The sequence below is a fragment of the Novilysobacter longmucuonensis genome (genome assembly GCF_046600735.1).
In the GTDB taxonomy this organism is placed as follows: Bacteria; Pseudomonadota; Gammaproteobacteria; order Xanthomonadales; family Xanthomonadaceae; genus Novilysobacter_A; species Novilysobacter_A longmucuonensis.
On record NZ_JBJMAW010000012.1, the window covers coordinates 1 to 20812 of the forward strand.

Consider the following 20812-nt stretch of genomic DNA (forward strand, 5'->3'; position numbering starts at 1 on the left):
CGCAACGCGAGCCCGACCCGCGACCGCCGGCGACCGGCACCGGCACCGGCACCGGCGCTCGATGACCACGCCGCGCAACACCGACCGGCCGGCTGCCGGACCGGGCGCCGACGCCCCCGGCGCCGAACCGCGCCTGCTCGATCACCTGATCGAGCTGCGTTCGCGCCTGCTGCGCTCGGTGGTCGGGCTGCTGGTCGTGTTCGCCGCGCTGCTGCCGTTCGCCAACGGCCTGTACGCCTGGCTGGCCGAACCGCTGATCGCCAAGCTGCCCAGCGGCGCGCAGCTGATCGCGGTCGAAGTGGCCTCGCCGTTTTTCGCGCCGATCAAGCTGGCGCTGTTCGCCGCACTGATGATCGTGATGCCCTGGCTGCTGTACCAGGCCTGGGCGTTCGTCGCCCCGGGCCTGTACCAGCGCGAGAAGCGCCTGGCGCTGCCGCTGCTGGGCTCGGCGGTGGCGCTGTTCTACGGCGGCTGCGCGTTCGCGTTCTACCTGGTGCTGCCGACCGTGTTCGGTTTCCTGACCAGCACGACCCCGGAAGGGGTGGCGATGATGACCGACATCAGCGCCTACCTGGACTTCGTGCTGGTGATCTTCCTCGCGTTCGGGCTGAGCTTCGAGCTGCCGGTCGCGCTGGTGATCCTGTCGCTGCTGGGCTGGGTGACGCCGGCGCAACTGAGCGAATCGCGCGGCTACGCGGTGGTCGGCGTGTTCGTGGTCGCCGCCATCATCACCCCGCCCGACGTGATCTCGCAGCTGATGCTGGCCGTGCCGATGATCGCGTTGTACGAGATCGGCATCATCGCGGCGCGATGGCTGGCGCCGAAGCCGGAGCGATAGCGCCGGGCTTCTTCCGGGCGTGCCCCATAGAGCCGAGCTTGCTCGGCTGCGCCACCTCGATTTGCGCGCCGCCCGGTTTTCCGCGAGCGCTGCCGAGCAAGCTCGGCACTACCTCGCCCCTGCGATCAGGCCTCGAATCCTTCATTGACCACCGGCGCCGCCGGCGCGTCGCCGAGCAGTTGCCGCCAGGCAAAGTAGATCGTGCCGGCCATCACCGGCATCAGCACCGCCATGGTCAGCAACTGGCCAATGAACAAGGCCGGCTGCGGCCCGATCGCCCAACCCAGCAGCATCACCACGATGTTGATCGCGATGCTGATCGCCAGCACCGCGATGAACATCAGCACGATCATCACGATCAGCGCCGCGAGGTTGCGCAGGCAGGCGCGGAAGCTGATCGCCATCGCGTCGAACGCACCGCGCTGGGTGAACATCACCTCGGGGATCGCGACAAAGGTGAAGAAGCCCGCGACGATGCCGACCAGCACCGCCAGCAGCATCCACAACAACAGGCGCGCGGCCGGCAGCGCGCTCGCCAGCGCCGGGTCGGGGTTGGTCTGCATTTGCTGGAGTACCTGCGTGACCTGCTGCAGCTGATCGCTGCCGATCAGCGCGAGCAGCAACAGGACCAGCAGCACCAGCGCGGCGATCTGCGGCAGCAGCATCGCCAGCAGGCGCGGCAGCTTGCCCTCGCGCGGGCCCTGCAGCAGGTGCATCGGCAGGGCCGCGCGGCCCTGGTCGACCTCGCGCGCGGCGTAGATGATGCCGCCAAACAAGACCGGGCCGAGCACCGCTACGATCAGGCTCAACCAGACCTGCCCGGTCGCTGACGCCAGCGCCGACAGGCCACCCCAGATCAGCCCGAGCAGGCCCAGCGACAGCGGCGCCCGACGCAGGATGCGGAAGCCGCCGAGCAGCCACTCCGCGCCGGCACTGAACGGTACCTTGTGAATCTGTGTCATCGCTCAATTCCCCAGGTGATGAATGTCTTCGGCCTCATTGTCCGCCACTTGTGGCGACGTTCGACCTTGGTAGAGCCGCTTGGCGCGTGAGCAAAGCGCGTCAGCGCGCCAGCCCGCGCGCATGGTGCACGAAGCGCCGCAGCAGCCGCCGCGCATGCGGCGTCGCGCGCACGTCGTGGACCAGCGTCCTGGGGCAGCGGCCCTCGCGCTGCAGCACCACCCGGCGTGCGTCGATGTAGCCGCGCATGTGGGTGGTGCTGAACTCGGGATGGAACTGCACGCCCCAGGCGCATTCGCCCCAGCGGAATGCCTGGCACGCGTCGTGGTCGGACTTTGCCAGCACCTGCGCGCCCTGCGGCGCGCGCAATACCGTCTGCATGTGGGTGGCCTGCGCGGCGAAGGTGCCGGGCAGGGCCGCGAACAGCGGGTCGTCGCCGGCGGCCGGGTGCAGCGTGATGTCGACCGTGCCCATCTCGCGCCCGCCGGGGTGATCGCCGACCTCGCCGCCCAGGGCATGCGCGAGCAGCTGGTGGCCGTAGCAGATCGCCAGCAGCGGCTGCCCGGCCTGCGCGGCCTCGCGCAGCCACGCCGCACTGGTCTCGCTCCAGTCGGCGCGGTCGGTGACCATCGCGGCCGAACCGGTGACGATCACGCCGGCGTACGCGCCGTCGGCCAGTTGCTCGTGCGGCGGCAACGACTCGCCGGCCTCAACGTTCACCGCCACCGCGTCGCCGGCGTGCAGCCCGGCCGCGACCCGGATCCAGTGCGGAAAGCCGCGGTGTCGGCGCAGGGAAGCGAGCGGCTGGCCGGCTTCGACGATCAGGAAGGGGCGACTCATGGGGGCGCGCGGGCATCGAATGCGAAGGCGCCGATTGTAGTCAAACCCGGCGCGGCGCGAATCGCGCCGCGTAAATGCCGCGGTCCGCATCGGCCGGCCGCGGCTGGTAAAAAAGCCTGCGCACGGGCGCTCGCTATACTAGCGCGCCCTCGTGCACGGCCCTTACGGCATGACCGCTCCCCGGCCCACCGCGGCATCGCAGTCGCCTGTGACCTTCCAGGATCTGATCCAGCGCCTCAACGCGTTCTGGGCGCAGCACGGCTGCGTGCTGATCCAGCCGCTCGACCTGGAAGTCGGCGCGGGCACGTTCCATCCGGCCACGTTCCTGCGTTCGGTCGGCCCGGAGCCGTGGAATGCCGCCTACGTGCAGCCCTGCCGGCGCCCGACCGACGGCCGTTATGGCGACAACCCCAACCGCCTGCAGCGTTACTACCAGTTCCAGGTAGCGATGAAGCCCTCGCCCGACAACATCGTCGAGCTGTACTTCGATTCGCTGAAGTCGCTGGGCGTGGACCCGCTGGTGCACGACCTGCGGCTGGTCGAGGACAACTGGGAGTCGCCGACGCTCGGCGCCTGGGGCCTGGGCTGGGAGGTCTGGCTCAATGGCATGGAGGTCACCCAGTTCACCTACTTCCAGCAGGCCGGCGGGATCGAATGCCGGCCGGTGCTGGGCGAGATCACCTACGGCCTGGAGCGGCTGTGCATGTACCTGCAGGACGTCGACAACGTGTTCGACCTGGTCTGGACGTACGGCCCGGACGGCACCGCGGTGACCTACCGCGATGTCTACCACCAGAACGAGGTCGAGCAGAGCACCTACAACTTCGAGCATGCCGACGTCGCGGTGCTGTCGGGACGCTTTGACGAATGTGAGGCGGAGGCCGCCAAGCTGACCGGCCTGGACCTGCCGCTGCCGGCCTACGAGCAGGTCTGCAAGGCCAGCCACTGCTTCAACATGCTCGACGCGCGCCGCGCGATCGGGGTGACCGAGCGCCAGCGCTACATCCTGCGCGTTCGCAGGCTTTCGCAGGCGGTGGCCGCGGCCTACCTGGCGCAGCGCGAGAAGCTCGGGTTCCCGGGGTTGAAAGGCCAATCGCAAGCCGCGTAGCACGGTTTTTTGCCCCCCCCTCGGGAGAGGTTGGGGTGAGGGGCCGGCGAAGCTGCGATGGCGAACGACGGTCGTACTCCAGCAGCTGACTATCACCTTCGGCGTTTCACTTCGTCACTCCGCCACCCCTCATCCGCCTTCGGGCACCTTCTCCCGCAGTGAGAAGGGAAGAATACGCAGAGACATCGAGCATGACCGACATGAAGCCCCTCCTGATTGAACTCGGCACCGAAGAGCTGCCCGTCAAAGCCCTGCCGGGCCTGGCGCAGGCGTTCTTCGATGGAATCCTCGAGGGGCTGGGCAAGCGCGGCATCGCGTTCGATCACGGCGAGGCGAAGCCGCTGTACACCCCGCGCCGGCTCGCGGTGCTGCTGCCGGGCGTCGCCGGCGAGCAGCCTGAGCAGCGCTCCGAAGTGCTTGGCCCCTACCTCAACATCGCGCTCGACGGCGACGGCCAGCCGACCCGCGCGCTGCAGGGCTTCGCTGCCAAGGCCGGGGTCGAGTGGAGCGCGCTGGAGCGGACGACCGACAACAAGGGCGAGCGTTTCGTCCACCGCGCGGTGAAGCCCGGCGCGAGCACCGCGCAGTTGCTGCCGGAGATCATCGGCGAGGCGATCGCGGCGATGCCGATCCCCAAGCCGATGCGCTGGGGCGACCACGGCTACGGCTTCGCGCGGCCGGTGCACTGGCTGGTGCTGCTGCTGGGCGCCGATGTGGTCGACACCGAACTGATGGGCGTGCGCAGCGGCCGCACGAGCCGTGGCCACCGCTTCATGCACGACCAGCCGGTGCCGATCGCCTCCCCCGGCGACTACGTCGAATTGCTGCGTGCGGCCAAGGTGCTGGCCGATCCTGACGAGCGTCGCGCGCGCATCGTCGAGGAAGTCGAAGCGGCCGCCACCTCGTGCGGCGGCATCGCGCGCATCGATGCCGGCATCCTGGAGGAGGTCAATGGCCTGACCGAGTGGCCGCGGGCCATCGGATGCAGCTTCGATCGCGAGTTCCTGGCGGTGCCGGCCGAGGCGCTGATCGCGACGATGGAAACCAACCAGAAGTTCTTTCCGGTGCTCGATGGGGATGGCCGGCTCGGCGAGCACTTCATCGGCATCGCCAACATCGAGAGCCGCGATCAGGCCGAGGTGCGCAGGGGCTACGAGCGCGTGATCCGCCCGCGCTTCAGCGATGCGCAGTTCTTCTTCGCCGAGGACCTGAAGCAGGGCCTGGCCTCGATGGCCGCCGGACTGGCCAGCGTCACCTACCAGGCCAAGCTCGGCACGGTCGCCGACAAGGTCGCGCGGGTCGCGGCACTGGCCGAGGCGATCGCGGGCGAGGTCGGGGTCGACCCGCGGCACGCGCGGCGCGCGGCCGAGCTCAGCAAGGCCGACCTGCAGTCGCGCCTGGTCGGCGAGTTCCCCGAACTGCAGGGCATCGCCGGGCGCTACTACGCGACCGCGCAGGACGAGCCCGGCGAGGTCGCCGCGGCGATCGACGAGGCCTACATGCCGCGGTTCGCTGGCGATGCCATCGCCCCATCACCGCTCGGCCAGGTGCTGGCGATCGCCGAGCGCCTCGACACGCTGGCCGGCGGGTTTGCCGCCGGGTTGAAGCCGACCGGCAACAAGGACCCGTTCGCGTTGCGGCGCAATGCACTGGGGCTGGCGCGGACGCTGATCGAAAGCGGGCTCGATCTCGCCATCGCGCCGCTGCTGCAGCGGGCGCTCGAGCAGCAGACGGTCAAGACCAATGCCGCCGGTACGCGGGAGTCGCTGACGGACCTGCACGGCTTCGTGTTCGACCGCCTGCGCGGCTACTACGCCGATCAGGGCGTGAGCGCGCAGCAGTTCGAGTCCGTCGCGAGTCTGGTGGGACCGATCGCGGCTGAAGCCGCTCCTACAGGAGTGGGTGCGGACCGCGCGGGTGTTGCAGGAGCGGCTTCAGCCGCGAGCTCTTCGGCCGGCTCGCTGCTCGACTTCGACCGCCGCCTCAAAGCCATCGTCGAATTCGCCAAACTGCCGGAGGCCGCGGCGCTGGCCGCGGCCAACAAGCGCAGCCGCAACATCCTGCGCAAGGTTGAAGGCGAACTGCCCAGCGCGATCGATGCGGCACTGCTGGTCGAGGACGCCGAACGCGAACTCGCCGCCGCGGTCGATGCCGCGATCGCCGATACCGATCCGCTGCTGGCCGCGCGTGATTACGTCGCGGTGCTGGCGCGCCTCGCGCGGCTGCGTCCGCAGGTCGACGCGTTCTTCGACGGCGTGATGGTCAACGCCGACGATGCCGCGGTGCGCAACAACCGGCTCGCGCTGCTGAAACGCCTGAGCGATCGGCTCGGCAGCGTGGCGGCGATCGAGCATCTGTCGATCTAGCCCGATCGTAGGCAAGTGCTTCGCGGCAGCGACAGCCGAAGCAGGAGTAAATCTCCCCCAGCCCCTCTTTTCCAAAGAGGGGAGCTAATCGACACGGCCTCGCTTTGGCCCCCTCCTTTGGACAAGGAGGGTTGGGGAGGATTTGCTCCCGCCGCGCTCGCAAATTAGCCAACCGTTATCGGCCTTTGACACCTCCACCGGTATCCTGCGTGGATGCGCTTCCCCCGCCGCACCCTCGCCGCCGCTGCGCTGTGCCTGCTGGCCCACGGCGCGGCGCATGCGGCGCAGGTCGGCAGCGTGGAGGTCGTAGGGCTCGACGAGGCCATGACCGAGAACGTGCGGCTGTCGCTGTCGCTGGTCGAGGCGATCGGCACCGAGGTCTCCGGCCGGCGCCTGGCCTATCTGATCCGCGAGGCCGACGACGAGGCGCGCGAGGCGCTGCAGCCGTTCGGCTACTACGACCCGCAGATCTCGGTCGAACGCACGCGCGACGGGGCCGCCACCGGCGTCACCATCACAGTGGTTCCCGGCCAGCCGGTCACCGTGCGCCGCGCCGATATCGCGATCATCGGCGAGGGCAACCGCGACCGCTACCTGCGCGAGGACCTGGCCGAATTCGAGCCGCGACCCGGCGAGGTCCTCGAGCATCGCCAGTACGAGGCGAGCAAGATCGCGATCACCCGCAGGCTGGCCGAGCGCGGTTATTTCGACGCGGGCTTTGCAAGCCACCGGGTCGAGGTGACGCGCGCCGAGCACGCCGCCGACATCGACCTGGTGTGGGAGAGCGGGCAGCGCTACGACATCGGCCCGATCAGCTTCCAGCAGGCGCCCGAGCAGGTCGTGCGCGAGGACCTGCTGGGGGAACTGGTGTACTGGGACACCGGCAGCTACTACCACCAGGGCAAGCTGGACCGCCTGCGCGAATCGCTGACCGGGCTGGACTACTTCGCCGTGATCGATATCGAGCCACGGCCGGAGGCGGCGCGCGGCAACGACGTGCCGATCACGGTCACCCTGACCCCGGCCAAGCGCGACATCTACACCGCCGGCTTGAGCTACGGCACCGACAGCGGCGCCGGCATCCGGCTCGGCGCCGAGCGGCGCTACGTCAACCAGCGCGGGCACAAGGCGCTGGTGCAGCTCGATTACGCGGAACGGCGCCGCACCCTGACCCTGCAGTACCGCATCCCGGCGTTCGCCTGGCTCGATGGCTGGTACACCTTCAGCACCCAGGCCGCCGAGGAGCAGAGCGAGTACATCGACACGCGCCGGCTGGAGACGGTCGCCAGCCGCAGCGGCGAGATTGACCGGCACTGGACCGTCATCGCCTCGCTGCATGCGTTGCGCGAGCGCTGGGACTACGTGGTCGCCGACGACGACGGCACCCTGGTCGCGCCCGACTATCGCTACGCCACCTTCACCTACCCCTCGCTGCGCGGCGAATACGTCGAGGCCGACAACCTGGTGTTCCCGCGCAACGGCCGTGCCGCCACGATCCTGCTGCGCGGCGGGCTGGAAGGAGCCGGCTCGGACGCCGATTTCGGCCAGGTCCATCTCAGCGCGCGCTGGTATCGCGGGCTCGGTGATAACAGCCGGCTGATCACCCGCGGCGAATTAGGCCGCACCTTCACCGACAACCTGGTGGACATCCCGCCGAGCCTGCGCTTCTTCGCCGGCGGCGACCGCAGCATCCGCGGCTACGCCTGGCGCGAGGTCGGCCCGCGCGTCACCGGCCTGGACGGTGAGCAGTACGCGCTGGGCGCGGAAAACGTGGTCACCGCCAGCGTCGAGTTCGAGCACTATTTCAGCGACCTGTGGGGCGCGGCGGTGTTCGTCGACAGCGGCAGCGCGTTCAACGACGACGACCCGGACTGGCGTACCGGTGTCGGCGTCGGGCTGCGCTGGCGCTCGCCGGTCGGGCCATTGCGCCTGGACATCGCACGCGGGCTGGACCGGCCCGATTCCGGTTTCCAGCTGTATCTCGCGATCGGCGCGGACCTCTGAGGTGCCGCCATGAATATTCCGCCATGAACACACCGCAATGAACCAGCCCGCACCGCATCCGCGCCAGACGCCCCGGGCCGGGCCGCCCCGGCACGAGCACCCGCGCCTGCGCCGGTTCGCGTGGCGCGGCGGTGTGGCGGCCGGCGTCCTGCTGGTGGTCGCGGCCGGCTTGCTGTACTGGCTGCTGGGCACCGGCGGCGGCCGCGATGCACTGCTCGCCCAGGTCGTCGCGCGGCTGCCGCCCGGCGCCAGCCTGACCTGGCGGCAGGCCGAGGGCCCGGCGTCGGGACCGCTGACGCTGCGCGGGGTGCGCTTCAGCCATGACGGCATCGAATTCACAGCGCAGCGGGTGACCCTGGACCCGGCGCTGTGGCCGCTGCTCGGGCGCACGCTGCGGCTGGACGCGCTGCGCATCGAGCAGGCGACGCTCGCGCTGCCCGAACGCGACGAACCATTCGAGCTGCCGCGCTGGCCCGAGGTGCTGCCCGACATCGCGCCGCCGCTGGCCCTGCGCGCCGACGACATTCGCATCGACGGCTTCCGCGTGTTCGATGCGGCCGGCGAAACCACCATCGATGTGCGCACCCTGCGCGGCGGCGTGCACGCGCAGCCGGGCCGGCTCGACATCGAGCAGCTCAGGGTCGACAGCGACCGCGGCCGGTTCGGCGTGCATGGGACCTACCGGCCGGACGAGGACTACCGCACCGACCTGACCGTGACCGCGTTGCTGCCGGCGGCAGGCGGACGGTCGCCCGCGCGGCTGGGCCTGGTCGCGCGCGGCGACTTGGCGCGCATGGACGTGGCCGTCGCCGGAGCCGCGCCCGGTCCGCTGCGCGGCTCGCTGGTCCTGCGTGGGCGCGCCGAGCCGCGCTGGCGACTGGACCTGGACGCCGACGCGCTCGATCCGGGGCTGCTCACCGGCGCCGGCGGCGCCCCCAGCCCCACTCCGCTGGCGCTGCAGTTGCAGGCCGAAGGCGTCGGCGGCGATGCACGGGTGCAGGGCGAGTTCACCCAGGGCGAGTTCAGCGCGACGGTGCGGCCCTCGCGGCTGCGCATCGAGGACCAGGTGCTGGAGGTGCAGCCGCTAGCGCTGGAGCTGCTGGGCGGCCAGGCGACGCTGCGCGGCCGCGCCGATCTCAGCGATCCCGACGCGCGCCGGTTCCGCTTCGCGGTCAACGCGCGCGGGCTGACCTGGGGCGGCGCGCAAACCGCCGCCGGCACCGCCACGGCGGCGGCCGGCGAGCGGCCGGTCATCGTCGCCGATGCCGCATTCGGCCTGGCCGGTACGCTGGCGCAGTGGGCGGTGATCGGCGATGCCACGCTCGCCCGCGCAGGTGAAGTGGCGCAGTTGCGCGTCGATGGCCGCGGCGATGCCGAGCGCCTGGTCTTGCGGACATTCGAGGCGACGATGCCGACCGGCACGCTGGACGTCGGCGGCGCGGTGGCGTGGGCGCCGGCGCTGGGCTGGGAGCTGCAGGCGCGCCTGGCCGGCTTCGACCCGGGCTATTTCGCCGCCGGCTGGGACGGCGCGATCAACGGCGAGCTCCGCTCCGAAGGCCGCACGCGCGATGACGGCGGGCTCGATGTGCGGCTCGATGCGCCGCAACTGCAGGGCCGCCTGCGCGGGCGCCCGCTCGAGGGCCGCGTGCGGTTCGGCATGCGCGGGCCGGCCAGCGCCCAATCCCTGAGCACCTACGAGGGCGAGATCGCGCTGTCGCTCGGCGACAGCCGCATCGAGGCACGTGGCACGGTCGCCGATCGGCTCGACATCGACGCGCGGCTGACGCCGCTGCGACTGGACGACCTGCTGCCGGACGCGACCGGCAGCGTGCGCGGCGCGCTCGGTCTGACCGGCACGCGCAGCGCCCCGACGCTGGCGGTGGACTTGGCCGGCAGCGACCTGCGTTACGCCGCCTACGCGGCCGAAACCTTCAGCCTGGATGGCCGGCTGCCGTGGCGCGGCGACGGCGGTGCACTGGCGCTGCGCGCCACTGGCCTGCAACTGGGGGTGGCACTGGACGTGCTCAGCGTGGAGGCGCGCGGCGCGGTCGAATCGCTGCAACTTGAGGCCGACGCGCGCGGCGAGGTCGGCGCGCTGTCGCTGTCCGGGGATTTGGTCAAGCGTGACCTGGCCGGGCGCGGCCAGGCCTGGCAGGGCACGCTCGCATCGTTGCAGCTGGCGCCCGCACGCGGCGCGGCCTGGACGCTGCAGGACCCGGCACGATTCAGCTGGAGCCCCGCAACCGCCCCCGGGGGGGCCTTCAGCGGCACCCTGAGCGAAACCTGCCTGGCGCCCGGCGCCGGCGCCAGTGGTGCGCTCTGCCTCAGCGCCGACTGGCCGCAGCGCGGGTTCGATATCGAAGGCACCGGACTGCCGCTGTCGCTGGCGCAGGCCTACCTGCCCGCGCGTGGCGACGGCCAGCCGTGGCTGCTGAGCGGCGAGGTGGCGATCCAGGCGCAACTGCGGCCGCTGGGCGATGCCTGGCGCGGCGAACTGGCGCTGAGCTCGGCCGCCGGCGGATTGAAGTTCAGCGAGCGCGCGCGGGGCGAACTGCTGCGGTACTCGGACCTGTCGCTGAGCGCGAGCTTCGATCCGCAGCGCCTGCAGGCCGAGCTGAGCGCCGCGCTGTTCGACGACGGCCGGATCGAGGCCCGCCTCGCCACCGGCTGGGAACCCTACGCGCCGCTGATCGGCGAGTTCGCGCTGGACGCCGACGAACTGACCTGGATGGAGCTGCTGTCGCCGGACATCGTCGAGCCGCAGGGCCGCCTGCAGGCGCGCCTCGGTCTGTCCGGCACGCGCGCGCAGCCGCTGCTCGATGGCAATGCGCAGCTGAGCGGGTTCACCGCCGAGCTGCCGGCGCTGGCGATCGTGCTGCGCGACGGCAACCTCACCCTGGACGCGCGGCCAGACGGCACCGCCAGTCTCGATGGCAGCGTCGGCACCGGCGGAGAGGGCACCCTGCGCGTCGATGGCGTGCTCGGCTGGCAGGGCGGCGACGCTTCCGGCCAACGTGCGCCGCTGGTGCTGAACGTGCGCGGCGAAGACGTGCTGGTATCCAACACCCGTGACCTGCGCGCCGTCATCAGCCCCGACCTGCAGGTGCGCTACGCCGCTGGGCAGCCGCTGAGCGTGATCGGCACCGTGGGCGTGCCGTCGGCACGGATCGACCTGGAACGGCTAGACCGCGGCGTCGCGCCGTCGCCGGACGTGGTGGTGCTTGATCCGGCCGACCCGGAGGACGCCGCCGCGACCGCCACCCCGCTGCGGCTCGACCTGTTGCTGGTGCTCGGCGAGGCGGTCGAGCTCAGCGGCTTCGGGCTGGAGGGCGGCCTGGACGGGCGGCTGCGGGTGCGCACCGCGCCGGGACGCGAGATGACCGCCAGCGGCCGGCTCGAGGTCGAGGGCGAATATTCGGCCTACGGCCAGGAACTGCAGATCACCCGCGGCCAGCTGAGCTGGTCCAACAGCCCGATCGCCGACCCGGTGCTCGATGTCCGGGCCCAGCGCTCGGTCGGCGAGGTCGTCGCCGGGGTCGAGATCAGCGGCCGCGCCAGCGCGCCGGAGGCCGAGGTCTGGTCGAACCCGGCGACCTCGCAGTCGGAGGCGCTGGCCTATCTCGCGCTGGGCCGGCCGCTGTCGCGCGTGAGCGGCGACGAGGGCCGCCAGCTCAATGCCGCCAGCGCCGCGCTGACCGCCGGCGGCGGCCTGCTGGCCGCGCAGATCGGCGCACGCATCGGCCTGGACGACGCCGGGGTGATGCAGAGCCGCGCGCTCGGCGGCAACGTGTTCGGCATCGGCAAGTTCCTGTCGCCGCGGCTGTACATCGGCTATGGCGTATCGCTGCTCGGCACCGGCCAGGTGCTGACGTTGAAGTACCTGCTGCGCCGTGGGTTCGACATCGAGATCGAATCGAGCTCAATCGAGAACCGCGCGTCCTTGAACTGGCGGATCGAGAAGTGACCGGGCGCGGTGTTAACGTCATCCACACCCGCCGCGGCGCACCCTGACCGTTGCCGTGTCGTCCAGGAGCCAGTGCATGACCCGTCTGTCGCTGCTCGCCACACCGCTGTTGCTGATCCTCTCCGCCTGCGCCACCTCCATTTCCGCCGCCGCGCCGCCGATGTCCGACCCGATGCCACCCGCCGTCCAGACCTGCAACGCCGAACTCGCCAAGCCCGGCGCCATGGGCCGGCGCGCCACTGCCGAAGTGATCGAGCAGGCGCGCATCGATGCCGGTGCGCGCACCGCACGCGTGCTCAAGCCCGGCCAGATGGTGACGATGGAGTACCTCGAGGGCCGGCTCAACATCGATGTCGACGATGACAACGTGATCGTCAACCTGCGTTGCGGTTGATGGATCCGGTTGCCCGGCTTCTTCGTTGGGAACTGGAGGGTTGGGCAGGATTTGCTGCTGTTGCCAAAGCCAGGACCAGAAGCAAATCCCCCCTGCCCCCTTTTTTCAAAGGGGGGGAATCGGTGGAGGCTGATTGAATGCGCCGCATCGCCTGGCTGATCCTCGCGCTGGTGCTTGCCGGGCTGTGGTTCTGGATGCAGCCGCTGGAGGTCGAACACGTCGCACCGCCACCGGACGCGGCCGCCGCGCGCACTTTGAGCGGCTCGCCCGGCCCGCCGCCGTGGCGCGACCACGACGACTACCCCGCGTTCCTGCCGCGCGAGGCGCGCGCGGTGCTCGACGATATCCTGCGCGGCGGGCCCTTCAAGTACCCGCGCGACGGCAGCACCTTCCACAATCGCGAAGGTCGGCTGCCGGCGCGACCGCGTGGCTATTACCGCGAGTTCACCGTGCCGACGCCGGGCGCGCGCGACCGCGGTGAACGCCGCATCGTCAGTGGCGGCGACCCGCCGCGCGAGTACTGGTACAGCGACGACCATTACCGCAGCTTCCGCGCGTTCAAACTCGCGCGGTCCGAGGCCCGCCCATGAACCCGACCAGCCCCCCTCCCGGCCACCAGACTGCGGCCGTGGTCGACCTCGGCGCGCTGCTCGCCGATCCGGTGCAGGCCCGCGCCTACTACGTCGATGCGCGCGACACCGAGGCGATGGCCGCGGCGGGTGCCACGCTCGAGTACGCGGTGGCGCGCATCGACCTGGCCGGCTGCACCGACAAGGCCGCCGCACTGGACCGCGTTTCGCGGGCGTTGCGGTTTCCGGCCTGGTTCGGCGGCAACTGGGACGCGCTCGCCGACTGCCTCGGCGACCTGGGCTGGTGGCCGGCGGAGGGCTACCTGCTGCTGATCGAACACGCCGGCGACTGGCGCGCGCAGGATCGCGCGGAGTTCGACACGCTGCTGGCGATCCTCACCGAGGCGGCGATGGAATGGGCCGGGCGCGGCAAGGCCTTCTGGGTGCTGTTTCCGCTGCCGGCCGATCAACTGGCCGCGCTCGAACCCGACTGAGCACGGCGCTCAGACGCGATCTTCGACGCCGCGGACGCCGGCCGTGCGGGCGCACTGCGCGCAGCAGTAGAACGTGCCGTCGTGCTCGGTGCCGTGGCCGATGATCCTGCACTGGCAGTGTGCGCAGGTCGGCGCGAGCGCGTAGATGGCGCACTCGAAGGAGTCGAACGTGCCGCTGGCGTCGGCCATGGTCACGGTGAAAGCCTTGTCGTAGTCGTTGCCGCAGACATCGCAGGTGGCCATTGGGGACCTCGGGGATTGGACGGGCCCGCAGTGTCGCCGCGGCCACGCCGACAGGCCGTGAACCCGCAGACCCGCGCAGTGCTGGCTGCCATCGGCATACGACCGTGCCGGGCCGGGCACCTTGCTGGTGGCGGGCTTGCTGGTGGCGGGCTTGCCGGTGGGGGGCTTGCCGGTGTCGGGCTGGCTGGTGGCGGGCTGGCTGCTGGCGGACCCGCTGCCGGCCGGCGGGTTGCGGCCGGTGCCAGCGCTCTTACCCGCGACCGACGGAGGTGCCGTTGGCAGTCGCGCGCTTGCGAGCCGGCTGCTTGCCACGAGCCTGCTTGCGCGCAGCCTTGGCCGCGGCGCGGCGCGCGCGCTTGAGGAACTTCAAGGCCGCCTGCTCCCACTGCCGCGCGCCGCGTGCACCGCCTTCGCCGAAGCACGCGGCAGCGCGCTGGACACTGCCTTCGCGCCAGCCGGCGAACACCGCCGGGTCGATGTAGGCCTTGCGGCAGACCGCCGGCGTATTGCCCAGCGTCGTGGCGACCTGCCGGATCACTTCGTTCTGCGCCGCGACCAAGGCCCTTTCACTCGGCGCGCCGTCCTGCGCCGGCTCCGGCAGCGGCGTGCACGCCAGTTGCTGGAATGCCGCCAACGTGCCGCCCCAGGTGCGGAAATCCTTGGCGGTAAAACTCTCGCCCATCGCCTCGCGCAGGTAGTCGTTGACCTCGCCGGAATCCACCGGCTGCAGCTCGCCGTCGTCGTCGCGGTACTGGAACAGCGCCTGCCCCGGCAGCTGCTGGCAGCGCCGGATCAACCGGGTCAGCTTGACGTCGTCCAGTGCGATGTCCTGCGCCAGCCCGCCCTTGCCACGGAATTTGAAGCGTGCGCGACCGCCGCGCACGAACGCCACGTGCCGATTGCGCAGCGTGGTCAGCCCGAACGATTTGTTGCTGCGCACGTAGCTGTCGTTGCCGACCCGCAGCAGGGTCTCGGCCATCACCGCCACCACCATCGCCAGCACCTTGCGGCGCGGGAATCCCGGCACGGCGAGATCGCGGCGCAGGTGCCGGCGCAGCCGCGGCAGGGCTTCACCGAAGGCGATGACCCGGTCGAACTTGCCGACCCCGCGCGCCTGCTGCCACTGGGCGTGGTAGCGGTACTGCTTGCGCCCGCGCGCGTCGCGCCCGGTCGCCTGCAGGTGGCCCTTCGGGCTCAGGCAGATCCAGACGTCGCGGTAGGCCGGCGGGATCGCCAGCGCGCGGATCCGTGCAAGCGTCGCCTCCTCGCGCACCGCTTCGCCGCGCGGATCGTGATAGCTGAAGGTGTCGCCGACCCGGCGCCGGGTGATGCCCGGGTCTAGGTCGCTGACGTAGCGCAGACCCGCTTCCGCAGCCGTCTGCTCGGCCTCGCCGTCTCGACCGGGTGCACGATCGGGTTTGCGGGCCTGGTTCGATGCAGCGGCGTGGGTCGGCATCGCGCGAGCATCCGGGCCGCTGCGTCAAGGTCACGCATACGCTTTCGGAATCCGAGCCGCGCGCCGTAGAGCCGAGCTTGCTCAGCTGCCCGATAAATTTCTCCGGGCACGCCTCCGCGGCCACGCCGTAACCACGTCGCTGCCATCGCGACGCGCGGCTTAGCCGCAGCGCACCCCGGTGATCGCGCCGCGCTCGTTGACGTCGATGTTCACCCGGTCGCCGCGGAAGTCCATGGTCGCCATGTCGCCGGGCCCGAGCACCCGCGCATCGCGGCTGCGGGTCTCGCGCAGCACGCGGTTGACCAGCTCGTCGGTGACCGGCTGGCCTATCGCCCAGCGCGCGGCTTCGGCATTGCAGGGCCCACCGGAGGCGGCCGGAGCGCTGCCCGGCGGCGGTGGCATGGTCGCGCAGGCGACGACCGAGGCAAGCAGGACGATGGCAGGCAGGGCGATCCGCGGCATGGTGTGCTCCGGACAGGTGGATTCGCGGCAGCCTGCCCCCGCCGGTGTGTGCAAGGGATGAAGTTGCGCCGGCATGTCAGGCCAGGGACATCGGCGCCGCGGTCCGGCGCGACCTCCGCTACTGCGTGTCGACCTGGCTGCGCACGGCTGCCGCAGATCGGGCGCTGCGAGGGCTCAACCGGCCGCCGCTTCTGCACTGGCGGCGGCGTGCACCGCGACCAGCCGGGTCATCAGCCGCGCCAGCGTCACCACGTCCTGGTGGTTGTGCGCGGCCACCCGGCGCAGGTTGCGCGCCGGGCCGCCGCGCAGCCAGCCCAGCCACGCCGCGGGCGCCTCCGAGCCCGGCAGGTCATCCTCGCGCACGATCTTCAGCAACTCGCGCTCGATGGTGGCCAGCCGGCAGTTCTCCCAAACGCCGCGATAGCGGCGGCGGGTCGGATGCAGCAGGTCGACGTGGTCCAGCGGGGTGATCGGATCGGGCAGGCGCGCCAGCCGGTAACGCGTCTTCAGCAGCGGCGAGTCGTAGCAGCGGCCGTTGTAGCTCGACAGCACCGTGGCCGGTGTCAGCCAACCGGCGAATGCACGCAACATCGCCGGCTCGGCCGCAAGCGTGGTGATCAGTAACTGGCGCACGCGCAGGCCGCCTTCAAACCAGTCGGCCGCGCCGATCATGAACGCACGCGTGCCGGTGCCGCCGGCCAGGCCGGTGGTTTCGGTGTCGAAGAACAGCAAGGCGCGCGGGTCGACCTCGTCGTCGCGCCTGGCGAACGCGAGCGCCAGCGTTTGCACAGGCGCAGGGAACGGCACGTGCGTTTCGATCAGGCGCAGGCCGGGCGCGATCTCCTCGCCGGGCAGGGCGCGGTCGATCGGGCCGCGTGGCGACAGCGGCACGAGCTTGCGCTCGCGCACGCCGAGCAGCCGGCGCAGCGATTCGATGGACGCCTGCGAACTGGCCCGCTCGCGCGCCTGCGGCAGAGGGCCGGGGTGAGGGCGCGCACAGTCGCCGGCTGCACCGCAACTTGCGTTCGAGCTGCCATGGGGCACTGCATGTGAGCGCGGCCAATCCGCAGCGCCGGGCGGCCTCATCGGCCGGCCGGGCACCTGCTCCTGCGAGCGGGAGAAGGGTGCATCGCCCGCACCGGCCTGCCGTTTCAACACCCGCAGTCTTTCCAGACTGACGCTCACACCCGCGCCCGCCGTTGTAGGAGCGGCTTCAGCCGCGAACACCCTGGATTGCCGACGAGCGGCCGGCTGGCTTCGCGGCTGAAGCCGCTCCTACACAAGGCCAGGCGCGTCATGCTTCGGGCTCGCGCGACAACAGGCCCAGCACCCGCCGCGCAAGCGCCTTCGGCGAGGCGCCGTCGCCGCCCTCGTCGGCCGCCAGCACCGGCCCCACGCACGCCGGGCAGCCGGCCTTGCAATCGCAGCGCTCGACCAGCTCGATCGCGCGCTGCACCAGCTCGGCCTGACGCGTCCACAGCGGCTCGCTCAGGCCCACGCCGCCCGGGAAGTTGTCGTACAGGTAAATCGTCGGCACGAACTGGCGGCTCTGATCCAGCTCGACGTCCATCACCGACAGATCCTGGCCGTCGGTGCCGCGCACCTGGCCGCGCCCTTTTCCATCGGCCGACGCGAACCACGCGCCATCGCCGTTGCCGACCGCCTTCCGCAGGTCGCGTGCATCGGCCATCACCGCGACCGTGGCGACCACGTGCAGCGCGTAGCCGGCGCCGAGAAAGCCGTCCAGCGCATCGTGCCTGGATGCGAACCACGCCAGCAGCACCGCCTGCGGCAGCTGCCACCACACCGCGGTGGTATGCAGCTCCTGGTCGGGCAGGTTGACCGGGCCGTAGCCGATGTTCTCGTGGGTGTAGTAGCGGATCTTCTTGTAGCCGGCGACGCGGCGGACCACGTGCACCTCGCCGTGATGGCTGTCGCCGCGCCCGGCCGCGCCGCCGTCGAAACGCTCCAGCACCTTGAGCCGGGTGTAGTCGATCGAGTCGGTGTAGTAGTCGACACGGGTGCGCGTCACGAACGCCTTGCGCCCCTCCCAGTCGAGTCTCTCGACCTGGTACGGCGTGCTCTGCACCATGTGGATCGCGCCCTCGTACAGGGTCAGCGCCGCGGCGGAATAATCGACCTCGGCGATGATCACCTGCTTGCCGCCGCTGCGGTCGACCACGACGAAGTTGCCGTCGGCGACCGACCGCAGCGACACCGTGTTGGCCGGGTAGCTGTCGGCGATCCACTCCCAGCGCTCGCCTTCGCGGTGCACCACCTCGGTCTCGGCCAGCGCTTCCAGGTACAGCTCCGGCTCGATCGGCCCGAATGGCTCGCCGACCACGAACGGCAGCTCGAACGCGGCGCAGCGGATGTGATCGAACAGGATCAGCGGCTGGTCCGGCGCGGTGCGCGCGTGCTCGGGCGGCGCGTCGGCGAAGAAGTCAGGATGCCGCACGACGTACTGGTCCAGCGGCTGCGAGTTGGCCACCAGCACGCCGAGCGATGGCTGCTGGCGGCGGCCGGCACGCCCGAAACGCTGCCAGGTGGCCGCCACCGTGCCCGGATAGCCGTTGAGCACCACCACGTCGAGCGAGCCGATGTCGACCCCGAGCTCCAGCGCCGAGGTCGAGATGATCCCGTCGATGCGCCCATCGCGCATGTCGCGCTCCGCCGCGCGTCGCTCGGTCGGCAGGTAGCCGCCGCGGTAGGCGCGGATGCGCGCGGGCTTGCGCGGATCACTGTCGAACACGTCCTTGAGGTACTTGGTCAGCACTTCAACCATCAGCCGGGTTTGCGCGAACACCAGCGTCTTCAGCCCCGACTTGATCGCGATGCGCGCGATGCGGTTGCTCTGCGAGCGTGCCGAGGCACGCAGTCCCAGGTCGGCATTGATCACCGGCGGATTCCACAGCAGCACGTGCTTGTCGCCGCTCGGCGCGCCGGACTCGGTGATCGCGTGCACCGGCGCTTCGATCAGCGCGCGGGCATGCTCGCGCGGGTTGCCGATCGTCGCCGAGCACAGGATGAACTGCGGGGTCACCCCGTAGAACGCACAGATCCGCTTGAGCCGCCGCAGCACGTTGGTCACGTGCGAGCCGAACACGCCGCGATAGGTGTGGATCTCGTCGATCACCACGAAGCGCAGGTTTTCGAAGAACTGCGCCCACTTGGTGTGATGCGGCAGGATCGCCTGGTGCAGCATGTCGGGGTTGGACACCACGATGTCGCCGTGCAGCCGGATCGCCTGGCGCGCATCGCCCGGCGTGTCGCCGTCGAAGGTGAAGGCCTTGAGCCCGAGCCCGCCCGCGCGGTTGAGCTCCAGCAGTTCGGCGACCTGGTCCTGGGCCAGCGCCTTGGTCGGGAACAGGAACAGTGCCTTCGAGGCCGGCGCCTTCGTGCTCGAGGCGCCCATCGCCGCCGCCACCACCGGCAGCGTGTAGCACAGCGACTTGCCCGATGCGGTCGGCGTGACGATGGCGATATTTTCGCCACGTTGTGCCGCGTCCCACGCTTCGGCCTGGTGGCTGTAGAGCCGCTCGACCCCGCGCGCGCGCAGCGCATCGGCGAGCGCCGCCGGCACGTCGGCCGGGATCGGCGCATAGGCCCCGTCGCGCGCCGGCATCATGAAACTGCCGGTGATGCGCTCGGCGTAGCGTTTCGACAGCGCCCGGCTCAGCGCCGCGCCATCGCCGCTGCGCTTTCCACCGCCCGGCAGCGCCACCCCGGTGCCGGCGACCAACGCATCCTCGGCCGCGAGCCGTCGCGCAATTTCCCGTCCCATCCGCCATCCCCGCCAAATGCCGGCAGTGGGCCACGACGCCGTCGCAGCGCGTGAGACGAAGTGCCCCCGCAGGCTCGCGTGCTGATCTCGCGGCTATCTCATATAAGTTCGCGACTGGGCTTTACACTTTCGGATAGTAGCTTTCCAATGGGGCAGTAATCACTTTACAATCCCCCCATGGCCCGTGATCGCTCCGCGGAAATCGATGCAGCGCTGCTCGCTGAGGTGACCGCCCATCCCAACGATCTGACCCGGGTGGTCGCCTCGGCCATCGGAGTGAGTCGCCAAGCCGTTGCCAGCCGGGTACGTCACCTGCTGAAGCATGGGCTCCTGGCCAAATCCGGTACTACGCGTCCCACCTACCAGCTCGGCCTCAGCCGTCGTGCCCATTTCGTCTATCCGCTGGAAGGTCTGGCCGAGGATCGCGTCTGGACCCAGGACGTCGCGCCGGTGCTGCAGGGCGTGCCGCGCGAGATCATCGACATCTGCCATTTTGGCCTGACTGAGATGGTCAACAACGCAATAGATCATTCCGAGGGGACCGAGGTGGCAGTGCAGGTGCTACGCGATCCCAGGCAGGTCTTCCTGGGCATCAGCGATGACGGCGTCGGCATCTTCGGCAAGATCGCGCGCGCGCTCGACCTTGCCGATCAGCGTCTGGCGTTGCTGGAGTTATCGAAGGGCAAGCTGACCACCGACCCGCGCCGGCACTCTGGCGAGGGCGTGTTCTTCACTTCGCGGATGTTCGACCGTTATCAGATCATGTCGGGTGAGTTGCTGTTCGACCACGACGACAACGAACCGGAAGACTGGCTGTTCCACCTTGATGACACTGCCGGTGGCACCGATGTGTTCATGCAGATCGCCGTCGACTCCGCGCGCAACATGGCGGAGATCTATGCCCAGTACTCCAGTGGGCCTGACGACTACACCTTCGCCAGGACCGTGGTGCCGGTCAGGCTGGCTAAGGTCGGCGATGAAAACCTGGTTTCACGATCGCAGGCCAAGCGGCTGATGCGACGGGTCGATGGGTTCCGCGTCGTGGTGTTGGATTTCGCTGAGGTCGAGCGTATCGGTCAGGCCTTCGCCGACGAGGTGTTTCGGGTTTTCGCCAACGAGCACCCGGATATAGAGCTGCAGTCGATCCACGCAACGCCCGGAGTCCAGCAGATGGTCCGGCGAGCCGAAGTAGCGCGGGACGAGGACGTTAACCAAATGCCGCTGTTTGGCACGTGAGCAGAGCGGCCTCCACGAGCGGTTTCGCCCCATTCTGGCCTGCCCGCCAGCGCCTCTAACTCGACCGGCCGGACGAGCTTGCCGTTCCCCGTTT

The 20812-nt window shown here is 70.5% G+C and carries 16 protein-coding genes; 9 read left to right on the forward strand and 7 right to left on the reverse strand.

The genetic code is table 11. From position 1 onward, the window contains the following. The first annotated feature begins 61 nt into the window (after positions 1-61). Positions 62-838 (forward strand): twin-arginine translocase subunit TatC, encoded by a 777-nt coding sequence (gene tatC / locus ACJQWM_RS11120; protein WP_332707802.1) that lies wholly within the window; start codon positions 62-64, stop codon positions 836-838. A gap of 125 nt (positions 839-963) precedes the next feature. Here tatC and ACJQWM_RS11125 read toward each other — a convergent pair whose 3' ends face one another. Further along, positions 964-1800, reverse strand: a complete 837-nt coding sequence (locus tag ACJQWM_RS11125) for a BPSS1780 family membrane protein (RefSeq protein WP_332707799.1) — start codon at positions 1798-1800, stop codon at positions 964-966. Positions 1801-1900: 100 nt separating this feature from the next. Then, positions 1901-2638 (reverse strand): glutamine amidotransferase, encoded by a 738-nt coding sequence (locus ACJQWM_RS11130; RefSeq protein WP_332707796.1) that lies wholly within the window; start codon positions 2636-2638, stop codon positions 1901-1903. 169 nt (positions 2639-2807) lie between these two features. On the opposite strand from ACJQWM_RS11130, the gene glyQ reads away from it, so the two are divergent. From glyQ to ACJQWM_RS11165, 7 genes are all read left to right on the forward strand, one after another. After that, positions 2808-3746, forward strand: coding sequence for a glycine--tRNA ligase subunit alpha (gene glyQ, locus ACJQWM_RS11135; RefSeq protein ID WP_332707793.1), 939 nt, complete (start codon positions 2808-2810; stop codon positions 3744-3746). 200 nt (positions 3747-3946) lie between these two features. Next, positions 3947-6112 (forward strand): glycine--tRNA ligase subunit beta, encoded by a 2166-nt coding sequence (gene glyS, locus ACJQWM_RS11140; RefSeq protein WP_411306825.1) that lies wholly within the window; start codon positions 3947-3949, stop codon positions 6110-6112. Positions 6113-6325: 213 nt separating this feature from the next. Next, positions 6326-8116, forward strand: coding sequence for an autotransporter assembly complex protein TamA (locus tag ACJQWM_RS11145; RefSeq protein WP_332707786.1), 1791 nt, complete (start codon positions 6326-6328; stop codon positions 8114-8116). A 37-nt stretch (positions 8117-8153) separates the two neighbouring features. Beyond that, positions 8154-12080: a translocation/assembly module TamB domain-containing protein gene (locus tag ACJQWM_RS11150; protein WP_411306826.1), complete on the forward strand. Its 3927-nt coding sequence runs from the start codon at positions 8154-8156 to the stop codon at positions 12078-12080. Positions 12081-12156: 76 nt separating this feature from the next. Then, entirely contained in the window at positions 12157-12474 is a 318-nt protein-coding gene (locus tag ACJQWM_RS11155) for an I78 family peptidase inhibitor (RefSeq protein ID WP_332707019.1), read from the forward strand. A 137-nt stretch (positions 12475-12611) separates the two neighbouring features. Further along, the gene (locus ACJQWM_RS11160; protein ID WP_332707022.1) at positions 12612-13064 is read left to right on the forward strand and encodes a guanyl-specific ribonuclease; all 453 of its coding nucleotides are present in this window, start codon (positions 12612-12614) and stop codon (positions 13062-13064) included. After that, entirely contained in the window at positions 13061-13537 is a 477-nt protein-coding gene (locus ACJQWM_RS11165) for a barstar family protein (protein ID WP_332707025.1), read from the forward strand. Before ACJQWM_RS11160 ends, ACJQWM_RS11165 begins: the two co-directional genes overlap by 4 nt. Before the next feature lie 9 nt (positions 13538-13546). On the opposite strand, the gene ACJQWM_RS11170 is transcribed toward ACJQWM_RS11165, so the two are convergent. The 5 genes from ACJQWM_RS11170 to ACJQWM_RS11190 all read right to left on the reverse strand — a co-directional run bounded on the left by ACJQWM_RS11170 (position 13547) and on the right by ACJQWM_RS11190 (position 19482). After that, on the reverse strand, positions 13547-13780 hold the full coding sequence (locus ACJQWM_RS11170; protein ID WP_332707028.1) for a metallothionein: 234 nt from the start codon (positions 13778-13780) through the stop codon (positions 13547-13549). 250 nt (positions 13781-14030) lie between these two features. Beyond that, on the reverse strand, positions 14031-15236 hold the full coding sequence (locus ACJQWM_RS11175; protein WP_332707031.1) for a DNA topoisomerase IB: 1206 nt from the start codon (positions 15234-15236) through the stop codon (positions 14031-14033). Positions 15237-15395: 159 nt separating this feature from the next. Then, positions 15396-15698, reverse strand: coding sequence for an I78 family peptidase inhibitor (locus ACJQWM_RS11180; RefSeq protein ID WP_332707034.1), 303 nt, complete (start codon positions 15696-15698; stop codon positions 15396-15398). Between the two features lie 174 nt (positions 15699-15872). Continuing rightward, the gene (locus ACJQWM_RS11185; protein WP_441004840.1) at positions 15873-16925 is read right to left on the reverse strand and encodes a ribonuclease H-like domain-containing protein; all 1053 of its coding nucleotides are present in this window, start codon (positions 16923-16925) and stop codon (positions 15873-15875) included. 67 nt (positions 16926-16992) lie between these two features. After that, positions 16993-19482 (reverse strand): DEAD/DEAH box helicase, encoded by a 2490-nt coding sequence (locus tag ACJQWM_RS11190; RefSeq protein WP_332707040.1) that lies wholly within the window; start codon positions 19480-19482, stop codon positions 16993-16995. A 177-nt stretch (positions 19483-19659) separates the two neighbouring features. Here ACJQWM_RS11190 and ACJQWM_RS11195 point away from each other — a divergent pair, with 177 nt between their 5' ends. Further along, a complete protein-coding gene (locus ACJQWM_RS11195; protein ID WP_332707043.1) occupies positions 19660-20718 on the forward strand; it encodes an STAS-like domain-containing protein in 1059 nt (352 codons plus the stop codon). Positions 20719-20812: the final 94 nt, after the last annotated feature.